This window comes from Fredinandcohnia onubensis, from assembly GCF_002734215.1.
Classification (GTDB): domain Bacteria; phylum Bacillota; class Bacilli; order Bacillales; family Bacillaceae_L; genus Ferdinandcohnia; species Ferdinandcohnia onubensis.
In genome coordinates this window covers 157,760-179,831 of the sequence record NZ_NSEB01000003.1, presented here as the reverse complement: position 1 = coordinate 179,831, position 22,072 = coordinate 157,760, and the positions used below count along the sequence as shown (strand labels likewise).

Annotated in this window: 17 protein-coding genes; 1 reads left to right on the top strand and 16 read right to left on the bottom strand. The window is 39.4% G+C overall.

Going from position 1 to position 22,072, the window contains the following annotated elements:
* Positions 1 to 3 precede the first annotated feature (3 nt).
* From glnA to CKK03_RS02680, 11 genes are all read right to left on the bottom strand, one after another.
* Positions 4 to 1,341 carry a type I glutamate--ammonia ligase gene (glnA, locus tag CKK03_RS02730; RefSeq protein ID WP_099361093.1) on the bottom strand — a complete coding sequence of 446 codons (1,338 nt, stop codon included), beginning with the start codon at positions 1,339 to 1,341 and terminating at the stop codon, positions 4 to 6.
* 112 nt (positions 1,342 to 1,453) lie between these two features.
* A complete protein-coding gene (gene dapF, locus CKK03_RS02725) occupies positions 1,454 to 2,338 on the bottom strand; it encodes a diaminopimelate epimerase (protein WP_099361092.1) in 885 nt (294 codons plus the stop codon).
* A 19-nt stretch (positions 2,339 to 2,357) separates the two neighbouring features.
* Entirely contained in the window at positions 2,358 to 3,596 is a 1,239-nt protein-coding gene (locus CKK03_RS02720) for an LL-diaminopimelate aminotransferase (protein WP_099361091.1), read from the bottom strand.
* Between the two features lie 203 nt (positions 3,597 to 3,799).
* Positions 3,800 to 5,269, bottom strand: coding sequence for a glutamate synthase subunit beta (locus CKK03_RS02715; RefSeq protein ID WP_099361090.1), 1,470 nt, complete (start codon positions 5,267 to 5,269; stop codon positions 3,800 to 3,802).
* A 42-nt stretch (positions 5,270 to 5,311) separates the two neighbouring features.
* Positions 5,312 to 9,763, bottom strand: a complete 4,452-nt coding sequence (gltB, locus tag CKK03_RS02710) for a glutamate synthase large subunit (RefSeq protein ID WP_099361089.1) — start codon at positions 9,761 to 9,763, stop codon at positions 5,312 to 5,314.
* A 165-nt stretch (positions 9,764 to 9,928) separates the two neighbouring features.
* Complete coding sequence (gene asnB / locus CKK03_RS02705) at positions 9,929 to 11,779, bottom strand: asparagine synthase (glutamine-hydrolyzing) (protein WP_099361088.1); 1,851 nt, start codon at positions 11,777 to 11,779, stop codon at positions 9,929 to 9,931.
* A gap of 671 nt (positions 11,780 to 12,450) precedes the next feature.
* Positions 12,451 to 13,236, bottom strand: a complete 786-nt coding sequence (locus CKK03_RS02700) for a helix-turn-helix domain-containing protein (protein WP_099361087.1) — start codon at positions 13,234 to 13,236, stop codon at positions 12,451 to 12,453.
* A gap of 175 nt (positions 13,237 to 13,411) precedes the next feature.
* Positions 13,412 to 14,293 (bottom strand): DMT family transporter, encoded by an 882-nt coding sequence (locus tag CKK03_RS02695; RefSeq protein ID WP_245863967.1) that lies wholly within the window; start codon positions 14,291 to 14,293, stop codon positions 13,412 to 13,414.
* Positions 14,294 to 14,339: 46 nt separating this feature from the next.
* Complete coding sequence (locus tag CKK03_RS02690; protein ID WP_099361086.1) at positions 14,340 to 15,071, bottom strand: hypothetical protein; 732 nt, start codon at positions 15,069 to 15,071, stop codon at positions 14,340 to 14,342.
* Positions 15,068 to 15,790, bottom strand: a complete 723-nt coding sequence (locus CKK03_RS02685) for a hypothetical protein (protein ID WP_099361085.1) — start codon at positions 15,788 to 15,790, stop codon at positions 15,068 to 15,070. Before CKK03_RS02685 ends, CKK03_RS02690 begins: the two co-directional genes overlap by 4 nt.
* 114 nt (positions 15,791 to 15,904) lie before the next feature.
* Positions 15,905 to 16,627 carry a DsbA family oxidoreductase gene (locus CKK03_RS02680; RefSeq protein ID WP_099361084.1) on the bottom strand — a complete coding sequence of 241 codons (723 nt, stop codon included), beginning with the start codon at positions 16,625 to 16,627 and terminating at the stop codon, positions 15,905 to 15,907.
* A gap of 399 nt (positions 16,628 to 17,026) precedes the next feature.
* Here CKK03_RS02680 and CKK03_RS02675 point away from each other — a divergent pair, with 399 nt between their 5' ends.
* Complete coding sequence (locus CKK03_RS02675) at positions 17,027 to 17,251, top strand: hypothetical protein (RefSeq protein ID WP_099361083.1); 225 nt, start codon at positions 17,027 to 17,029, stop codon at positions 17,249 to 17,251.
* A 74-nt stretch (positions 17,252 to 17,325) separates the two neighbouring features.
* Here the strand turns inward: CKK03_RS02675 and CKK03_RS02670 are convergent, their stop codons facing one another.
* The 5 genes from CKK03_RS02670 to qoxA all read right to left on the bottom strand — a co-directional run bounded on the left by CKK03_RS02670 (position 17,326) and on the right by qoxA (position 21,731).
* The gene (locus CKK03_RS02670) at positions 17,326 to 17,841 is read right to left on the bottom strand and encodes an RDD family protein (protein WP_099361082.1); all 516 of its coding nucleotides are present in this window, start codon (positions 17,839 to 17,841) and stop codon (positions 17,326 to 17,328) included.
* A gap of 92 nt (positions 17,842 to 17,933) precedes the next feature.
* Positions 17,934 to 18,215: a cytochrome aa3 quinol oxidase subunit IV gene (gene qoxD, locus CKK03_RS02665; RefSeq protein WP_099353953.1), complete on the bottom strand. Its 282-nt coding sequence runs from the start codon at positions 18,213 to 18,215 to the stop codon at positions 17,934 to 17,936.
* 1 nt (position 18,216) lies between these two features.
* Positions 18,217 to 18,813 carry a cytochrome aa3 quinol oxidase subunit III gene (gene qoxC / locus CKK03_RS02660; protein ID WP_099361081.1) on the bottom strand — a complete coding sequence of 199 codons (597 nt, stop codon included), beginning with the start codon at positions 18,811 to 18,813 and terminating at the stop codon, positions 18,217 to 18,219.
* The gene (gene qoxB, locus CKK03_RS02655) at positions 18,810 to 20,759 is read right to left on the bottom strand and encodes a cytochrome aa3 quinol oxidase subunit I (RefSeq protein WP_099361080.1); all 1,950 of its coding nucleotides are present in this window, start codon (positions 20,757 to 20,759) and stop codon (positions 18,810 to 18,812) included. The genes qoxC and qoxB overlap by 4 nt, the downstream gene beginning before the upstream one ends.
* Before the next feature lie 57 nt (positions 20,760 to 20,816).
* Complete coding sequence (gene qoxA, locus CKK03_RS02650; RefSeq protein ID WP_099361079.1) at positions 20,817 to 21,731, bottom strand: cytochrome aa3 quinol oxidase subunit II; 915 nt, start codon at positions 21,729 to 21,731, stop codon at positions 20,817 to 20,819.
* Positions 21,732 to 22,072 lie beyond the last annotated feature (341 nt).

Here is a 22,072-nt window from a genome sequence, read left to right as displayed (position 1 = left end):
AGATTAATAAAGAGTCATATATTGGTCTCTTTCCCATGTGTCAACTTGAGTACGGAATTGATCCCATTCGATTCGTTTAGCTTCAATAAAATGGGTGCTAATATGTTCTCCTAGTGCACTGATGAGTAGCTCATTCTTTGAAAATGCTGTAACAGCTTCCTTCAGGTTTTCTGGAAGACTTTGAATTCCTAACGCCGCCATTTCATCATCTGACATATGATAGATGTTTAGATTCACAGGATCGGCTAATTGAAGATTATTTTTAATGCCATCCACCCCTGCAGCAAGCATAGCTGCTAAGGCAAGGTATGGGTTAGCAGATGGGTCTGGATTTCTCAATTCAATACGTGTGCTTAAGCCTCGACTTGCTGGAACACGTACGAGCGGACTACGGTTTTTTGCTGACCATGCAATATAGCTTGGCGCTTCATATCCAGGTACTAAACGCTTGTAGGAGTTAACCGTTGGATTTGTGATTGCAGCAAAACTATGAGCATGCTTTAGAATTCCAGCTAAATATTGTTTCGCTGTTTCACTTAGACCTAATTCATCACTTTCGTCGTAGAAAGCATTTTCGTTCCCTCGGAAAAGGGATTGGTGACAGTGCATCCCTGAACCATTTACTCCAAAGAGCGGCTTAGGCATAAAGGTTGCATGTAGACCATGTTTTCTCGCAATATTTTTTACAACAAGCTTAAATGTTTGGATTTGGTCAGCGGCATCAACTGCATCAGAGTATTTAAAATCAATTTCATGCTGTCCAGGAGCCACTTCGTGATGGGAGGCCTCTATTTCAAATCCCATATCCTCTAAAGTGAGAACAATATCACGTCGGCAGTTTTCACCAAGGTCAATCGGAGCTAAATCAAAATAGCCTCCATTATCATTTAATTCCATAGTTGGGTTGCCTTTTTCATCGGTTTTAAATAAGAAGAATTCTGGTTCTGGACCAACATTCATCGCTGTAAACCCTAAGGAATTTGCTTCACTCAATACTCTTTTCAACACTCCGCGAGGATCGCCAGGGAATGGGTTCCCATCAGGTAAATATACATCACAGATTAGACGTGCAATTTTGCTTTCTTCAGCGCTCCATGGAAAGATAAGCCACGTATTTAAATCTGGGTATAAATACATATCAGATTCTTCTATTCTCACAAAACCTTCGATTGAAGATCCATCAAACATCATTTGATTATCCAATGCCTTTTTCAATTGACTAACCGGAATTTCTACATTTTTGATAATGCCGAATAAGTCTGTGAACTGTAAGCGAATATAGCGTACATTCTCTTCTTTCGCGTTTTGTAAAATCTCTTCCTTCGTATAAGTTCTTCCCATAAAACTTTCCTCCTTATATTTGTCATTAGTATCGCTACCGTTCACATCGTTGCTATTTACTCATCAAGGCATCAGAATCTTTTATCTAGATACGGGCGACAACTAATTAATCCTAATTCATTTTTGTAATGTGCCTTGCCAAGGATGCCTGTACATCGATCTCACCGTGACAAATGTACTCAGCCGCCCCTTTCTTCCAAATATGGTTGTTCTCATCCCATCTGATTTCCAAATCACCTCCGGGAAGGTGAACTGTTACAGGTATGTGTTTTGCTATTTTCCCAGTTAACGTGGCTGCAACTACAGCTGCACATGCCCCTGTTCCGCAAGCCATTGTAATCCCGGAACCTCTCTCCCACACTCTATAATCAATTTCATTACTATTTCTGATCTGGACGATTCCCACATTAACTCTTTCCGGAAAGTGATATGAGTGCTCTATGGAAGGACCTAGTTTCTCTAGTGGTACCTCATGAACATCATCAACAAAAAGGATTGCATGTGGGTTTCCCATTGAAAGACAAGTCAGATGATATTGATTATCACCAATACTCACGGGTTCATTGATTGTTGTTGAATAAGGGTCACCCGCCATAGGGACCATTCCTTTTAGTAATTTAGGCTCTCCCATATCAACTGTGATTGACTCGACTACATTTTTGTGTCCAGTTGTAACCGTCACGTACACAATTCCACCAAGGGTTTCGATCGAAAATGTGTTAGATTCAGCATACAAGTGATCGACCAAATATTTTGCAACACATCGGAGTCCATTTCCACAGTTTTTTCCTTCTGATCCATCCTCATTAAATATTCTCATTCTAAAATCCGCTACACTTGATGGACAGATGAGAATCATCCCATCAGAACCAATTCCAAAATTAACATCCGATACCGATTTGGCAAGAATAGTAAGGTCCTGTTCCCTCAAGGAGGATTCTAAGAGATTGAAAATGATATAATTGTTACCCAAACCATGCATTTTTGTAAAAAGCACTTACACTCACCTTCCTTCTCTAAAATATAAATTGGACTCTACTTAACCGTGATTTGATCTCATCGATGACTCGTGTTTCTTCGTCTCTATCCGCTTGGAAAGTCACTGAGAATCGGATATAGTTACCCACATCATCCCAAGGCACACTTGAAATAAGGTGCTCTCGAATCAGGTACTGTCCAAACTCTTCTGCATTCGTAAAAGTCGGACCTCCGACAACTCCAACAGGTATTTCCACGTAAAGGAAGAAGGAGCCCTTCGGTTTTTCCGCCTTAAATCCGCAATTACGAAGTGCGTTAACAAGTAATTCATGGCGGCGTGAATATTTTTCAGCTGTTTTTACTGTAATTTCTGGATGTGCCAAGGCATATGCTGCTGCTTTTTGGATCGGTATAAATTGGCCTGAGTCACTATTGTCCTTAATCGTTGCAAATGCCTTAACTAGATTCGGATGTCCGGCGATAAAACCAATTCTCCATCCGGTCATATTGAAGGATTTTGATAAAGAATGAAGCTCTACACCCACTTCTTTTGCTCCAGGGATTGATAGAAAACTTAGTGGTTTCTCACCGTCAAATACCAGTGCGGCATAGGCTGCGTCATGGACAACGATTAAATTATTCTGATTTGCAAATGCAACTACTTCCTCAAAAAATTCTCTAGTTGCCGCAGCACCAGTTGGGTTATTCGGGTAATTTAAATAAAGCAATTTAGCCTTTTTCAATGTATCGCGATCAATTTGACTAAGATCCGGTAAGAATCCATTCTTTTCTAAGAGGGGCAACTGTACGATTTCTCCCCCATAATATTTCGTATAAGTAGCTAGTACAGGGTAGCTTGGTGTTGGCATTAATGTGATGTCACCTGGGTTGATAAAAGCTGCTGGTAACATCGCAAGTGCTGATTTTGACCCAATTACATGATTGATTTCTGTTTCTGGATCAAGGTCACTTACTCCAAATACCTCTTCCATGTAGCGAGCAGCCGCTTCCTTAAATTCAGAAATTCCGTTATCTGAGTAGAATCGATTTTCTGGTTTTGCAGCCTCCAATGAGAGCTTTTCTACAACTGCTTCATCAGCCATTGCATCTGGTTCACCAACCCCTAAATCAATCAATTCAATATGAGGATTCTCTTTTAAGGCGGCTTTTTTAGCCCTTTTTATTTTTTCAAATTTAAAAATCTCATCTTTGAGTCCGAACGACGATCCACCGATTCGATCAGCAAAGAGTTGTTGGGTATAGTCTGTTAAAGTCATTGGTACTCCTCCATATCAATCAAATGCGCCTTGGCGTATTTGCGCCCAGATTTTTTCGAGCAAGCTCGAAAAGTTTCCTTTGAAAATCTGTGGCATCCGCCGGAGGCATTAACTTTATTCAGTCTGTGTTTGAACACAAACTGAATTGTATATTCACTTTTTTCATCCCAGTATTTACAGAATGGGGACTTTCCTGAATAAAGTTAAATGTTTATTAGGTAGTTGTGACAAGCTTCCGCAGCTTCTTTTCCTTCTTGGATAGCCCATACTATTAAACTTGAACCACGGCGGGCATCACCTGCTATGAAGGTACCTTCCTTGTTTGTCTGGTAAGGATCTTCTGATTTTTCGGCTCTTGTTGTGGTTTCTTCTTGGTTGAATTTCTCTAAGAGGTCTTGATCCATCCCTTCAAATCCAACCGCTAATAAAACAAGCTGGGCAGGCCATACTCTTTCTGAACCTGGGATTTGCTCTCTGATTTTCTCCCCATTTTCATTCACTATCGTCCGAACTTCGATACTCTTAACACCCATTAAGTGCCCATTCTCATCCCCTATAAATTCAATAGCTGATGTCGCATATGCACGGGGGTCACTTCCAAACCTTGCTAATGCCTCCTCATGTCCATGATCAAGCTTGTGAATGATTGGATATTGCGGCCAAGGATTCTCCTCAGTACGACTGGTTGACCGCTCCGGATAAATATCAAACTGGACTAGACTTTTACAATTATGTCGGAGAGCGGTTGATACACAGTCTGTTGCTGTGTCTCCCCCACCAATTACAATTACGTCTTTCCCTTCTGCAGGGATAAATTTCCCATCTGCGAAGTTAGTATCCAGCATGCTTTTCGTATTGCTATGCAGGTAATCCATGGCAAAATGGATACCTTTTAGATTTCTTCCTTCTGCCACCACATTCCGTGGTTTTGTTGCCCCGGTACAGATAATCACACTATCAAACTCTGAATCTAGTTTTTCCAAAGGATAATCTTTACCAATCTCTGTATTTGTCACAAACGTGATTCCTGATTCTCTTAGAACATTAATCCGACGATCCACGACATGTTGTTCAATTTTCATTTTGGGAATTCCATACGTTAGCAATCCTCCAATTCGGTCGGACCTTTCAAATACTGTTACGGAATGTCCTTGTTGATTCAGTTCCGATGCACTGGCTAATCCTGCAGGTCCTGAACCGATAATCGCAACTTTCTTTCCTGTTCTATTCTTAGGAATCTGTGGAGTTACCCAACCTTCCTCAAAGGCTTTGTCGATAATAGCCCATTCGATATTTTTTATCGTGACAGAACTTTCATATAGTGAGGCTACACACCCCGCCTCACAAGGGGCCGGGCAAGCCCTTCCGGTAAACTCCGGAAACGGATTTGTCTTACTTAATCTCTCATAAGCCTCTTTCCAATTTCCCCGATAAACCAGTTCATTCCATTCTGGAATTAGATTATATAAAGGGCATCCGGTAGTCATCCCTCCAAGAACACTTCCGTTCTGACAGAAGGGAACTCCACAATCCATACATCGTGCCGCTTGGTTAACAAGATCTCTTGAAGGAGGCAGAACCGAGATTTCCTTCCAATCCTTCAATCGTTGCAGTGGTTCACGATAATTTGCGGGCTGCCGCTTATATTCTAAAAATCCTGTATGTTTTCCCAAATCGTACACCTCTTTTCTTAGGAAACTAGTGGTAAATAATAGTTAAACAACTAGATTTTGCGTTTCAAGAATTAATTTATAATTCCGAGGGATTACTTTAATAAACTGATCTGCTTCTGTTTTCCAATGTTGAATTAAGCGATAAGCCAAGGGACTATTTGTGTATTCGTAATGTTCTTTCAAAAGACTGTAAATCATATTCTTTTCCTCAAGATCTTCTATGGATTCTAGTAGAACCAGTTCTGGATTATATTCATGTTGGAAATGTTGATTAGCCGGTTCATATATATAAGCGATGCCTCCGGACATTCCTGCAGCGAAATTTTTCCCAACTTCCCCTAGGATTAATGCACTGCCTCCTGTCATGTATTCACAACCATGTTCGCCGACACCCTCTACAACAACAGTTGCACCACTATTACGAACACAGAATCTTTCCCCTGCTTTTCCACGAATAAATGCCTTCCCGCTTGTAGCTCCATAAAACGCCGCATTCCCTATAATCACATTCTCTTCGGAAACGAGTGGAGATAAACTAGATGGGCGGACAATAATTTTACCCCCGGATAGACCTTTCCCAACATAGTCATTGCTATCACCTTCTACTTCTAAAGTGAGTCCACTTGGGATGAATGCCCCGAAGCTTTGACCAGCTGATCCTTTAAATAGATAGTGAAGCGTATCCTCAGGTAAGCCAACTGCTCCAAATTGCTTTGATATTTCACTTCCGGTCAGTGTTCCCACAGATCGATCGGTATTTGAAATTCGGAAAACATCCCTTGCAGTCTGCTGGATAACCCATGCTTGGCTGCTTATTGGAAGTAGTTCTCGATAATCGAGTGTTTGTTCGAGTTGATGGTCTTGTTTTTTAGATGAAACTCTTTCACCTTCATGTCTGACTAAAAGTGGAGACAAATCAAGACTTTGTAATTTCCACGCTTTAGGATTATCTATCTGGATGACGTCTGTGCATCCAATCATCTCATCCATCGTTCTGAAACCAAATTGAGCCATATATTCTCGAACTTCTTGTGCTATAAAAGTCATGAGATGAACAATATGTTCCGCTGTTCCCATCATCTTCTTTCGAAGTTCAGGGTTTTGAGTCGCAATTCCAACTGGACATGTGTCCATGTGGCAAACTCTCATCATGATACAACCAAGTGAAACAAGTGGAAGAGTTGCAAAACCATATTCTTCTGCACCTAACAATGCTGCAATGACAACATCTCGGCCATTCATCAATTTTCCATCAGCTTCAAGCCTCACACTATTTCTAAGGCCATTTAGCATGAGGGTTTGATGAGCTTCTGCTAATCCTAGTTCCCACGGCAGACCAGCATGCTTAATACTCGTCTTTGCTGCAGCGCCTGTTCCACCATCATAGCCACTCACCAAAATAACATCGGCTTTTGCTTTGGCAACGCCCGCAGCAATTGTTCCTACACCTGTTCCTGAAACAAGCTTTACATTAATATCTGCACTAGGATTCGCATTCTTCAGATCATATATAAGCTGCTCTAAGTCCTCTATCGAATAGATATCATGGTGTGGAGGAGGTGAGATTAACTCGATACCAGGTGTTGATCCCCTCGTTTTCGCTACTGATATGGTGACCTTATGACCAGCGAGTTGACCTCCTTCACCTGGCTTTGCTCCTTGGGCCATTTTTATTTGGATTTCATCACTATTCACAAGGTAATGACTTGTCACTCCAAATCGTCCGGATGCCACTTGCTTCATTCTGCTTAATTTTGAATCCCCGTTAGCGAGCGGTATAAAACGTTGTGGATCCTCCCCACCTTCACCAGAATTACTTTTTCCTCCAATTCGGTTCATGGCTACAGCAATTGCTTCATGAGCCTCTTTACTAATGGATCCGTATGACATTGCTCCTGTCTTGAAACGTTTAAAAATAGACTCAATTGGTTCAACTTCCTCAATTGAAATAGGCTTCCTGTTACTCTTTAACCGGAACATACCTCTGAGCGTAATACTCTTTTCGGTATCTTCCCCCATCATGTGACTGTATTTTTTATAAACCTCATATTTACCGGTACGACAGGCATGTTGTAAGGTGTGGATGGTCTCTGGTCGGTACAAATGTGACTCTCCGTTTATACGCCATTGTAGGTCATCACCTTCATCTAAAGTTGGATCTTCATTTAGCCACGCTTGGTTGTGACGACTAATCGTTTCTTTTGCAACATCTTCGAGTTGAAGACCACCTATTCGAGAAGATGTGCGCGGAAAATACGTGTCGATTACCTCTTCACTAATCCCAACAGCCTCAAAAATTTGAGCACCGATATAACTCTGAACTGTCGAAATCCCCATTTTTGACATGATCTTCAGGATTCCTTTTGTAACTGCCTTTTTATAATTTGCGAATAAGTTTTCACCTGTTAGTTGCGAAAGCGATTTGTATACCAGATATGGAAAGATGGCATTTGCGCCATAACCGAGAAGCACTGCAAAATGGTGAACTTCCCTAGGCTCTCCCGATGCTACAATGATGCTGACCTTGCTTCTAAGCCCTTGTCGTATCAGATGGTGGTGGAGAGCAGATACAGCTAGTAGGGAAGGAACTGCACCTTGATTTTGATTGATTCCCTGATCGCTTAACACGATTAGATTGCTTCCATCCCTTACTGCTTTTTCAGCGGTTGAGAGTATTTCGTGAAGACAGTCCTGAATCGCCATTCCTTGTATAGGTAGGAGAATCGAAATAGTCGATACTTTCCAATCTTCGCTATCCAAACTTTGTATTGTTCTCATTTCTACTTCAGACAGGATTGGGGAGCTCAACCTTATTTTTTTGTAATCTTCAGTCTTCGGTTGCAATAAATTCCCCTCTGCTCCTAGTAATACTTCCATTGATGTGACGTATGCTTCGCGGATCGCATCAATTGGAGGATTGGTTACTTGGGCAAAACGCTGTTTGAAATAATTAAATAGTAATTGAGGTTTTGATGATAGAATGGCTAGCGGAGCATCGTATCCCATAGAACCAATCGGTTCATTTCCTTCTTGCGCCATCGGCTTAATGATTTTATCCCACTCTTCATAGGTGTAGCCGAACGCTTTTTGAATACGTAATAGTTCCTCTTTGCTTTCTGTTGCCTCTTTCTTCTTTGTTGTACGCAGATTTTCAATTGGAGTAATGGTCTCATTTACCCAATCTTCATAAGGATTTTCGTTTATAAATTGTTGTTTTACTTCTTCATCCAGTAGAAGCTTCTTCTTCTCTAAATCTACTAAAAGCATTTGTCCTGGCTTTAGGCGATCCTTTAGAATTATTTTCTCTTCTGGAATGTCTACTACTCCCACTTCCGAAGATAAACAAAGGAAATCATCATCTGTAAGGATAATACGTGCTGGCCTTAACCCATTTCTATCTAGGCAAGCTCCAATCTGCTTTCCATTTGTAAAACCCATTGCTGCTGGACCATCCCAGGCCTCCATAAGGCAACTATGAAACTGATAGAATGCCCTTTTCTTGTCAGAAAGAAGTTTGTTATTCTGCCAAGGTTCTGGGATCATCAACATCATTGCTTTAGCGAGTGGCCAACCGGACATCACTAGATATTCTAGCGCGTTATCAAACATTGCGGTGTCACTGCCATCAAGGTCAATCACTGGATGAAGAGCTTCATTATCCTCCAGAAGATCGGAACGAAGAACTGGTTCCCGTGCAAGCATCCAGTTTACATTCCCTGTTATCGTATTAATCTCACCATTATGCATTAATGTTCGGTTTGGCTGCGCTCTTCTCCAGCTAGGAAAGGTATTGGTACTAAATCGGTTATGCACCATGGCCATCGCGGATTGGTAATCATCTCGACTTAAATCCTCATAATAGCTTCTTAACTGGCTTGGTAAGAGAAGTCCTTTATATACGATGGTTCTTGATGAAAAACTAACAATATAGCAATCTTCCTGATTCACTTCAGCATCATTGAATGCTTTCTCTATTTTTCGACGTGCCATATATAACAATCGCTCAAATTGATCACTGTCTAGTTCCTCATTTGTGGAAGTAACGAATAATTGATGGACAGATGGTTGAGACTGTTTAGCCGTGCTTCCCAACTCTTCATCATTCGTTGGTACATTTCTCCATCCAAAAATCTCTAGACCCTCATTCTGCATGATTTCTTCTATTCTCAATTTATAATCTGTCATTTTGTCTAACTCTTGAGGTAAAAATAGCATCCCTACTCCGTAAGCACCCATGAATGGAAGTTGTTTCCCTTTCAACTTCCATTCATTTACAAATAAATCGTGTGGGAGCTCAGTTAGAATTCCGGAGCCATCTCCTAATTTTTCACTACCCGTCTGACCCCCACGATGATTTAATCGTTCAAGAGCTGTTAGTGCCTGACTTACTATGGTGTGTGTTTTACCACCTTGAATATTTGCAAGCAAGGCGATACCACAAGCGTCATGTTCAAACTGAGGATCATATAAACCAAGTCTTTTTAATCGATGCATTTGTATCACCCCTGTTCCTTATCTGTTTCGTTGTTAAGTTAATAGTAGCACCGTTATTTTGAAAGATATTTAAACTATTCGCTATAAAATTTACACTGAATGACACAACTTGTTTTACCTTCACGCTAGGATATTCTCTACCAAAACGCCTTTCGGAGCTCAAGTTTAATCAACAATGTTCACATTATAAGAATCAAGCCACACATTGATTTGCACTAAATGTGCGATGAGCTGAGGTCCTGTCATTAGTTGCCCAAACCAAGGAACCTTGAATGATGCACCGTCAGAATCAATGATATCTCTTACCTTTTGTTTCGAAACTAATTCTAGAATAGGAGAGTTCTTCTTCTCAATTACGCTAGTCAGCATATTTTTTACGAGATTCAGATAATCTGGATTATGAGTTTTCGGATAAGGATTTTTCTTTCTATACAGAACGGAATTAGGTAATGTTCCCTCTAATGCTTTCCTTAAGATTCCTTTTTCCCTTCCTTCTAACATCTTCATCTCCCATGGAATATTCCACACATATTCAATGAGTCGGTGATCCGCAAATGGAACGCGTACTTCTAAACTAGCGGCCATACTCATGCGATCCTTTCGTTCTAGCAGAGTAGACATGAACCAAATCATATTCAAATAAAATATTTCCCTGCGTCTTGACTCTTCCGGACTTTCTCCATCTAATCGTGGAACTTCCCGTAATGTTTCATGGTAACGTTCTTGTACATAGTCTTTTAGTTTAAGTTTGTTTTGCCAATGAGGTAATAGAAGCTTATGTCTTTCTTCTTCAGACTTCATCCATGGAAAATGATTATCTTGTAGTAACTCTTTCTTATAAAACCAAGGGTAACCACCGAAAATTTCATCCGCACATTCTCCAGATAAGGCAACCGTAAAGTCTTGTTTGATTTCCTCAGAAAACCAAAGGAGAGAAGAGTCGATATCCGCCATTCCTGGTAAGTCTCTTCCTTTTACCGCATTCTCTAACGAGTGAGCCAGTTGTTCCTGAGTAATTATTTTCGAATGATGGACGACACCTAAATATTGAGTCATCTTATCGATCCATGGTTTATCTTCATCCACTTGAAATAAGCTTGATTTGAAAAACTCGCTATTCCGCTCATAGTCAATCGAATACGTATGAAGCTTTCCTCTTCCTTGTTGGTTAAAGTAGTTCGAGGCAATCGCACTTATTGCACTAGAATCTAACCCACCTGATAAAAATGTACAGACCGGAACATCTGCAACTAATTGTCTTTCAACGGCATCTTTCACTAGAAATCGCACTTCTTCCACCGTATCGTCCAATGAATCAGCATGTTTGCGGCTTTCGACGTTCCAATAACGTTTCATTTTCAGTCCATTCCGATCAAACATAAGAAGATGTGCCGGCCTTAATTCTTGTATCCCTCGATAAATACCATGCCCTGGTGTACGTGAAGGTCCCAGCGCAAAAATTTCTTGAAGTCCTTCGCGATCTACTTCCGCCTTCACATTTGGATGTGCCAAAATAGCTTTAAGCTCTGACCCAAACAAAAGGGTGCTATCTGTATGTTTGAAAAATAACGGTTTGACCCCGAGTCGATCCCTTGCCATAAAAAGTTTTTCTTGCTGATGGTCCCAAATTGCAAAAGCAAAAATACCATTTAACCGCTCTACACATTCTTCTCGCCACTCAATATAAGAAGTAAGAAGTACTTCCGTATCGGAGTGGGATTGAAATGTATACCCACGGCTTAGTAATTCCTTACGTAAATCCTCTGTATTATAAAGTTCTCCATTATAAACCATTGAAAAAGCATGCCCGCTTTTTGATCTCCTTGTCATCGGCTGTGTTCCTCCGGAAGGATCCACAACAATTAATCTTGTATGACCCAGTGCAGCATGATGATCACTTAAGACATTAGAAGCATCTGGACCACGCTTTGCTAATGTTTGCGCCATCTTACCGACGATTTGTTCTTGGTGATTCAAATCCTGTTGCCAATCAATCCATCCTGTAATTCCACACATTGAGATCACTCTTTCTTAAGAAATTTTCTGGCTTCCTTCTATTCAGTAAAAGCCAAACATGTATATTGATCTGTCATTTTAATCGTATCACCCTCTTACTTGAAAATATTTAGACTATTCTGTGTAAAATTTGCACTTTTTTACATAATTTTTTCTTTTTGAATAATAGCTCTGTTAAAGGGACAAATATTACGATTAAATGGTGCTTGCTGTCAGAATGGGTGGGGGATTCTGACTTACATCATGAAATCAGGTGGCTCAGAGTCAAAATAAACACGGGATTGCGACTAGCTTTATGATCAAACAGTGCTTGCTGTCAGAATAAGTCCGGAATTCTGACTAACAGCATAAAATCAGGTGTCTCTGAGTCAGAATAAGCACGGGATTGCGACAAGCATTATAAGCAAAAGGTACTTGCAGTCAGAATAGATGTGGGATTCTGACTGCAAGCATGTAAAAATGTGTTTCAGAGTCGAAATAAGCCCAGGATTGCGACTAGCTTTATGATCAAACAGTGCTTGCAGTCAGAATAAGTCCGGAATTCCGAACTAACAGCATAAAATCATGGGTCCCAGAGTCAAATTAGTGCAGGAATTCGAAAAGAGTGTTTAACACAGCTCAAATAAACAAGCACCTAAACCACAATGGTTAGGTGCTTGTTATGACTGTATTTAACGAATTTCAGAAGGGCTTTTCCCTGTGTATTTTTTAAATTGTCGGCTAAAAAAATGCAGATTATCATAGCCTAACGCTTGAGCCACTTCAGTTACCGACATTCCTGTATAATGTAGGAGATGCTCCGCCCTTTTAATACGAGCTTCTACAATATAGGAGCGCACTGACTTGCCAATAATCTCCTTAAACTTCAGCGAAAAATACCTTGGAGAAAAGTTCGCACGAGCAGCCAAGCTTTCAAGCGTATGACCCTCGCCAGGATGCTGCTGTACGTAATTTGCCACTTCCCTAATCGCTGACAAAAGAGAAGTTTGAGCCTGGTCGTTTCGTTCCTCAACCTGATGCTCCTCTCGCAAAAGCTGAATCATCAATTGTTTAAGGATTAACTTGGCCTCCGTTTCTGCCCCAAATGTTTTAATTAAAAATAATCGAACGTATTGTGTTAAGAGAGACTCAAAAGGAATTGCGTCATGAATAATACGATAAGAATTTGGTATTAGGCTTGGTTCATTCTCTAAGTCAAAATGAATGTAGGTGATTGTAAGTGGATTCTGAGGATTCTGGGTGGCAGTCGTCCAATCGCCTGGAAGGAATAAAAAGCAACTTCCGCGTTTTATGGAATAATCTTGACCGTTTAAAATCAAATTTCCTTCTCCACTCCAAACATAAAACAAATCATAGTTCGGAATAGGCTCTTTTCGCTTCCATTGCCAGTTTGGTTCACAGGTAATTGTCGCAAGAGATGGTTTCAAGATAAATTGCTCAGGATTAATACTCAGCATGCCGCTCACCTTCCTCACACGTAAGGTTTTTTATTACTATTTCTAGGGGAAGATCAATTCACTTTAGACCTATATACCATTAATATCCCCTAGAAAATATTGTATAACTCCCTAATCAATCTAACAAATATCATTTTTGAATAGAATTAATCTATTTTTGAGATTAATCAAACCTCTATAGTACTTTATTAAGATTATTAGGAATGTTCGTACGGTTTTCTTGAGTACTTTTACTATTTACAAACCAGATCCCTACCAGTACAAGGAAAATCCCTGCCAACGTTATGATACTTAAGCTTTCATCCAAAAAGATGTAACCAGAAATGACACCCACGATGGGGACAAATAATAAAGAAACCGATGCTTTACTTGCTTCTGTCCGCCTCAAAATATGATTCCACATTACAAAAGCTAAGGCAGAGGCAATAACTCCAGAAAACAGAATATAAACAACCGGCATGAAGCCCCAGTGTGATGCACCATTTTCAAATGAAACAGTATAGATCAATAACCCAAACGCTCCAATCGTCATTTGCCAAGTCGTAAACTGGACGGTATCACAATGTTTTAATTTTAGTTTAAAAAGCAAACTAGCTGTAGCCCAAGAAATAGCGGAGCTTAGTGCCAGTAATAAAATCCAAATCGATCCTCCAAAATGGATATTCAAAGAGAGGAATAAACCTATTAGTCCTATCACAATTCCAAATGTCTTTTTTACCGTCAACCGTTCACCAGGAATCCACCTATGTGCCATAATTGAAAGAAAAAGCGGCATACTGTAGGTCAGAACAGAGGTAAGACCTGCACTTATGTAGTTAAGCGATATTTGAATAGCAATATTAAAATATGTTGTTTGGAGCAACCCACAAAGAACAAACCACTTGAAATCTGATTTAGTCGGAAGTGGTATTCTTTTTATAAAACACAGACTTAGCAGTACGATGGAACCTGTTAAAAATCGCAATGCGGCAAACTCGCCAGGAGGAAAAGCACCATTGCCTAATTTCATCATAACAAAATTAAATCCCCATATTAAACATAGAATAGCAATATACAAAAGGCGAACCTCCTCTCCTTGTATCTTTTAGTACGGTTCCCCCGTTTTATTCTTCTATTTTAAAATACTCAAGCTCCTCTTCTGGCATATCCACCACGTGCAGAATATCGACACCACCACCCCACGAAGCTCCGCCTACATTAGTAGCATTCGCATGTTGCCTTACATGTTCGTTATTATAGGGAATCCAGCCGAAGTATACATCTTGCATCACAGGAAACATGTTTGTAAAAATAGGATCTGGTTGCTTTGCTTCTTCCAATTTTATCGATGCTTCCATCGCTTTTTGCCATTCTTTCGGAAGGTCTGTTACCCCAAATGGTGTTCCTTCAAAATCTAAAATCGTTTTCAATTGCAAACGAGGATAATAATTATGTATTCCTTCTGTAATATGATAATTACGTTTTCTCAGTAAATAAAATTCTCCATAACTTACTTGGTCATCAGGGTGAATATTCCAAAAAACCTTATAGGAACTTGGATCATTATTTTTAAGCTTGATAACCCTAGGGCCACCTACTGTGCTTTCAAATTCCATATTCCATTTATGATTTTTCCACACCCACAGGCTCATGCCATATTTATTTTCTTCTGTGACAACTGGTACAAAAATACGGCTGTCATCCATCTCAATAATGTCAAGAACCTCATATACTTCAGAATACCTTTTATAAGTATCAGTTGTAGCAAAGTCTGTAGGTTTAGCCAGATAAAAGTAATAAATGACGAAAAGAAGAGCAACCAAACCGAGCAAACCTAGGATCTTTCTTCGCTTCATTTACTTTCCACCCCTTCTAAAAAAACTTCTGAGGAGCGAAAATAATATTGCTTCTTAGGTGTTGCGATTAATAAACCTTTCCCATCTTTTTCAATAAAAATGGTTGTGACAACCCCGCTTCCCCATTTCTCCTTTATACCCACCACTTGATATGGAAACCGTTCTTTTCGAGTGTTCGTATCTCCACTCAGATACGTTTCCTCATACCATTTATCACTAAAAAACTTAGTTTCTTTCATTGTTGGAAGTAGTTTTTGTAATTCATCTTTTAGTAAGGTTACATCCTCTGCGGATGGATGAGTGTTGATAATTGTTGCATTTTCCACATTAGAAATATAGGTTGATAGATTGCTAGGCGCGTAAATAACATGCTGCAGACCAATCGAGGCTAAGGATAGAGCTAAAAATAGAAAGTTCGCCAAAAAGCCGAGCCATGCATACTTCCGGAGCCTATCCCAACGGCCTTCCTTTGATTTTAGAAAAAAGTAAAGAATCCATACACCTAACGGTAAAATGGGAAGCTTAATCAATGTATCAAACAAATTCATATTAAAGGAAAAAGAAAAAAGCCCAATAAGCAAAACAAGAATAATCTTCCATAGAGTTGGTTTCACTTCTTGTTTTTTATAAATTCTAAAGGCTAAAAAACCAATCATTCCCCAACCGATTAATAACGTAATAACCGATACGAGGCCAATTTTAAAATCTAACTGTAACAACGTAATTGATACCACCCCATTCTTTCTACCCTCTTATATATTCGTAATTTTACGTTGAATTCCCTTTTAGGAAAAAAGAAAATGTGCAAAGCCATAAAGGCCTGCACATTTTTATTATTTATCTGTTGGGATTTCACAGCTTTCATCTGTGCAAATTGCACCTTGGTCTCCTGAGAGGTCCTGGAGTTTTGGTGCTGGATGCTCTTCATTCCAAACCTGTTGCAGTGCACCAAGGAATGTAGAAGTTTGCTGTGCACCAGAAATGGAATACTTTTGATTGATTACGAAAAACGGAACGCCGGTAACACCGATTTGTTGTGCAATCGCCTCATCAATTCGTACATCATTCGCATATTTCTTCTCATCTTTTAACACATCTAACGCTTCCTGGCGCTCGACTCCCACAGATTCCGCTAGACCCGCTAGTACATCATGGTCACTGATGAGTTTTCCTTCCACGAAATACGATTGAAGAAGAAGCTCAGTAAGTTCTTTTTCTTTGCTGACGGTCGCTGCATACTTTGTAAGACGGTGGGCATCAAAGGTATTTGTGTTTTTCATTTCATCAAAATTATAGTTTAGACCGAGTTCTGCGGCTTGCTGACCAAGATTTTCGTTCATTTCCTTAGCTTGCGCTACTGGCATACCATATTTTGAAGCAAGTAATTCATGAATACTTTGACCCGAATAAGGCTTTGCACTCGGATCTAGTTCGAAGCTTTTGAATTCCACTTCGACTTGATCGCGATTTGGAAATTGCTCAAGAGCCTGTTCCAAGCGCCGCTTTCCTATATAACAGAAGGGACATACATAATCTGACCAAACCTCAATTTTCATTTTTCCACACCTCATTTAGATTATTTTTCACCATGGTAACATATGCTTTCTTTAAATGCTCTTATCACGACCTATACATTAAAATAGTCTCGATGAAGTACTTAACTGTTAATTACGTCTCTTGTTTTGGTCTTCATATCCCTGGTGAAGTACTTAACTTTTAATTATGTCACTTGTTATGGTCTTCATATCCCCGATGAAGTACTTAACTTTTTAAAATTGTTCGTGTTATGTTCTTCATAATGTACTTAGCTTTAAATAATGAGTCAATTCCCATACTTTACTATTCATGGTTTCTCGTTCCTCCCCGCCCAAAATACAACTTTTGAACATTTAGTGAATTATATTTGACAATTTTGTGAACAAGATTAATAATATATAGTAGGAGGATGAGGAAAAATGAAATCTACTATGCTTGAGGCTGTTAAGTATTTTGGGGGAACAGTGCTTATTGCCGGTATCATTATTTTTTGTCTTGGATTCTTCGGAAGCGGTACCAGTGTGTTAACTGCAATCGGAATCGGAACGGTCATGGGAGCAATTTTTGTCTTTTTGATGGGGTTATTTTTAATCGCGTCTGAAGAAATGTTACTTAAGGCACAAGGCGCAAACAAGATTAAATAAAACAATTAATTATTTATAGGCTTAGCCACTCAATCTGGCTAAGCTTTTTATTTTGCACAAAAAAAGATGCAGTTTCAATGCACCTTGACCACATACGTCTTCGCTAGAAGATCATATAAAGATTGTTTCTTTTTTGTAAAAATACATGTCAAAATATAAGCAAACATGAGTGCGTAGATGAGCCCACCAATCATTGTGTAAGCGAACGGAACCCCTCCATCGCCAATATACATTAAACGATAAACAAGAAAATGTGACAGCTCCCAAGGTAAAAACCTTAAGATTGTCCGAAAAGCCATTTGCAGGAAAGACACAGCTTCACCACTTTCCCGGACCACTTTTATACCTGATTTACGTTTTCCAAATGACTGCCCGACAATTTTTGAATCGCTAATTATGAAATAAAGGGAAACCGGCAAAGTCACCATTATAAATCCTGATAACTGTGCGACTACTACTGACCCCTTGAATAATTCTTGCAAACTCGGAAACAAAAATACGGACGTAATGATCAGGACAACTAAATATGCCAGAATTATTATATAATCAATCATGAAAGCTTTGAACCTCAATCGAAACGAAGCATACATCTGCCACCCCTCCTCTCATAAACTATATTAAACCATTAACCTTACTATTCTCCATAAAAAATAGAGTGCCTATAAAGACACTCTAAATTTTATTACATATCCCAAACAAGCAGGAATAATGTACCGAATATTGTAATTAACGCGATAAAAATCATGAAGTATACATTTCCGTAGATTGCCCATTTATCCTTTGATTCACCAGCATGCATGAATACAATTAGTTGCAGCAATGCTTGCACAAATGCTGTTACAATCAGGATTGTTAGTCCTGCCGTAAAGGTTAAATCTAGGAAGTACACCGAAAGAGCAATAACCGTAAGAACTAATGAAAATACGAAGCCCATGACTTGTTTTGCTGGAAATAGTTCTCTCATATTACATCATTCCTTTCAAATAGATGAAGCTGAAGATGAAGATCCAGACTACATCTAGGAAGTGCCAATACAATGAAAAGATAAACGATTTACCAGCAGTTTGAGCAGTTAAGCCTCTTTTTCTTATTTGGAGAACAATCATAACTCCCCAAAACAAACCAAATGTAACGTGAAGTCCATGTGTTCCTAATGTTGTTAACAACATCGCTGTAAACGCGCTTGTTTGTAGTCCAGCTCCGACATGGACATAGTGAACAAATTCATAGATTTCAACACCTAGGAATGTTAAACCTAGAAGCAATGTTACTACGAAGAAACCTAACATCGCTTTTTGTCTGCCAAGGCGCATCGCATGAACCGCAAGACCGATTGTAAAACTACTTGTTAAAAGTAGAAGTGTTTCGATTAACACAGGTGTAATTTCAAAAATCTCTGCACCTGATGGACCACTACCGACGCGGTTCTCTAATGTAAAATAAGATGTAAACAAGGTTGCGAAAAGCATGATTTCGGCACCAAGGAAAATCCAGAAACCAAAAATATTTAACTCATTTTCATGCGTACTATATTCAAGAGGTTGCGAGTGATCTAGTTTCATAACTTAGCACCTCCTAATTTTTCTTCTGTTTCTTTTACTTCTTCAACAGAAATATATCGTCCATGATCTTGTTCAAATGAACGGTATGCCATACAAACAAAGATACCAATTGTTGAAATAATCAACAGTGGCCACATTGCAAATACGAATGAGAAGCCCCATACAAAGAAGATACTACTCATGATAAATGGAACACCACTATTGTTCGGCATGTGAATCTTTTCAATTTTGCCTGGGAAGAGCTTGTGCTTTTTCTTCTTATCATCCCAGAATGGCTCACTTGAATTCACACTTGGTGTTAGTGCAAAGTTGTACTCAGGAACAGGTGTGTGCGTTGCCCACTCTAAAGTACGTGCATCCCATGGGTCGCTTCCAATATCTCTTGGTGAATAACGGATGCTGTAATAAATGTTATACACAATTAAAATGAAGGCAATCCCCATGATTCCAGCACCAATGAATGAAAGCATGTTCAATGGACCAAAACCTGTAGATTCAGAGTATGTGTACATACGACGAGCCTGACCGTCTAATCCAGTAATATACATCGGGAAGAACGCTAAGACAAATCCGATTGATAGTGACCAGAATGCCCACTTTCCGATTCGTTCATTTAACATAAAGCCAAACATTTTTGGCCAATAATATGTGAGTGCAGCAAGCATTGCGAATACTACACCAGGAATAATTGTGTTATGGAAATGTGCCACTAGGAACATTGTATTGTGATACTGATAGTCGGCTGCTGACATCGCAAGCATTACCCCAGTTACCCCACCGATTGTGAATAGTGGAATAAATCCAATTGAGTAAAGCATCGGTACTGTCATACGAATTTTACCTTTCCATAAGGTAAACAGCCAATTAAAGATTTTCACACCAGTTGGAACCGCAATCGCCATTGTTGTAATTGAGAAGAAGCTGTTTGATGCTGCCCCTTGCCCCATTGTAAAGAAATGGTGCGCCCAAACTAGACATGAAAGAACTGAGATAATGACCATTGAACCAACCATTGATTTGTAACCATATAGGTTTCTTCCTGAGAAGGTTGAAATGATCTCACTATAAATACCAAACGCAGGTAGGATTAAAATATACACTTCAGGGTGTCCCCATACCCAGAATAGGTTTGCCCAAAGCATATCCATTCCACCGTTTGTACTTGCAAAGAAATGTGTTCCAAATAGGCGATCCATTGTACCCATTGCTAGTGCAACTGTTAATACAGGGAAAACTGTTACGATAATTAAGTTAGCAATTAAAGTAGACCATGTGAACATTGGCATTTTCATTAACGTCATACCAGGTGCTCTCATTTTAAGAATTGTGGTAATCATATTGATACCAGTCATCAATGTACCAAGACCCGAAATTTGTAACGAGAGCATATAATAGTTCGTTCCAACTGATTTACTGAACTCATTACCAGCAAGTGGGAAGTATGATGTCCAACCTGCATCAGGTGATCCCCCAATTACAAAGGAGATATTAAATAGCATTGCCCCCATAAAGAAGAGCCAGAAGCTAATCGCATTTAAGCGTGGAAATGCTACGTCGCGCGCACCAATTTGCAGTGGTACAACATAGTTCATGAATCCTATGATAAACGGCATCGCCATGAACATGATCATGACAACACCATGTGTTGTAAAAATTTCATTATAGTGCTGCGCGTCTAATAACTTTGCTTCAGGTGAAGCTAGCTGTGCACGCATCATAATCGCATCTACCCCACCGCGGAACAGCATGATCAATGCGGAGATTAAATACATAATACCAATTCGTTTGTGGTCAACGGTTGTTAACCATTCACGCCATAGATAACCCCATTTTTTAAAATAGGTTAAGCCGGCGATAATTCCAATTACCGTAAGTCCAATTGCAACCATCGCTGCATAGATGGCGGGACTTGGATGTGGTATGGCAAAACGTTCGAAGAATTCCATCCGTTGTTACTCCTTTCAAATGAAGTATAAATTCGGCGTTCAAGATATATTTGTTTATTAATGATTGTTATGTTCTGATTGACCTTCGTGTTCTGTATGCTCATCCTCATGGACCTCATGACCTTCTTCAGCATCATCTGATCCATGGTTATGCTCTGGCGGTGGTGCAAACTCTAAATGTGTTCCGGTGAACGTCATTTGACCAAGATGTCCTGGTTCTAAAATCTCATCAAACTTTTCTTCAGTGAGAGGTTTCGCAGTTTCTTTAACCTCATCTACCCATTCTTCAAAATCCTTTGGAGATACGGCATTTACACTAAACGCATTTTCCGCAAATCCTTTACCACTAAAGTTTGCGTTTCGTCCCATTAATTCACCCTGCTCATCAGCTGCAAGATGCAAAGTCGTGATCATGTCGGCCATGGCATACTTTTGTCCACCTAGCTGTGGAATCCAAAAGCTTGTGATTGGACCGTATGAATAAAGTCTGAATTCAAGTGGACGATCGGTTGGGATGTATAGATAATTGACTGTTTCAATATCCTCTTCAGGGTAGCTAAAATGCCATTTCCAATCGGAGGATGAAGCATAGATAACCAATGGTTCTTGCTCTTCATAGCCTTGAGGAGCTGACTCGACAATGTAGTTACTTTGAACCGAAACAACTGATAAATAACCAACAATTAAGATTGGAATACCAATACAAATCGCTTCAACCCAAGGATTTCCTTCAATATGTGGTGGCTCGTAATCCTCTGGCATTTTAGAAGCACGATATTTTACAAGCATATAAATTAACAATACGAAAACGACAATAACTACAAATGCCATGATTCCAATTGAAAGTAAGATATCATGGGCTTGCCTCTCGGCTTGTGGACCTTTTGGATCGAGAACCATTACTGGTTCACAGCCTGCAAGCACTGTGGCAATAGTAATAACCATCGATAAGAAAAACCATTTGATTTTCATAAGTGTACTCCTTTCCGAATGGATGCTCTTTATTCACAACTATGTGGCTTGTGACGAATATGTGTACAACTTCACAAAGTTGTCAAAAATTTTTTAGCTACTTGTTTTTTTCGTAATATCTAGAAAAAATTGAAGCTAAAATTTTATTTCGCGAAATTATTTTTTAAAGATTATCACTGTGTAAATGATAATAACATGCGAGATAGCAAAAAGTTGTTACAGAAAAGGGAAGGAAGTTTTTGTAAAAAGTTATTATCTTAACATAAATGCATCAAACCTTGATGTGACGCAAATCACAGCATTTTCTTGAATTTGAACAATTTGTTACAGATTATAAAACG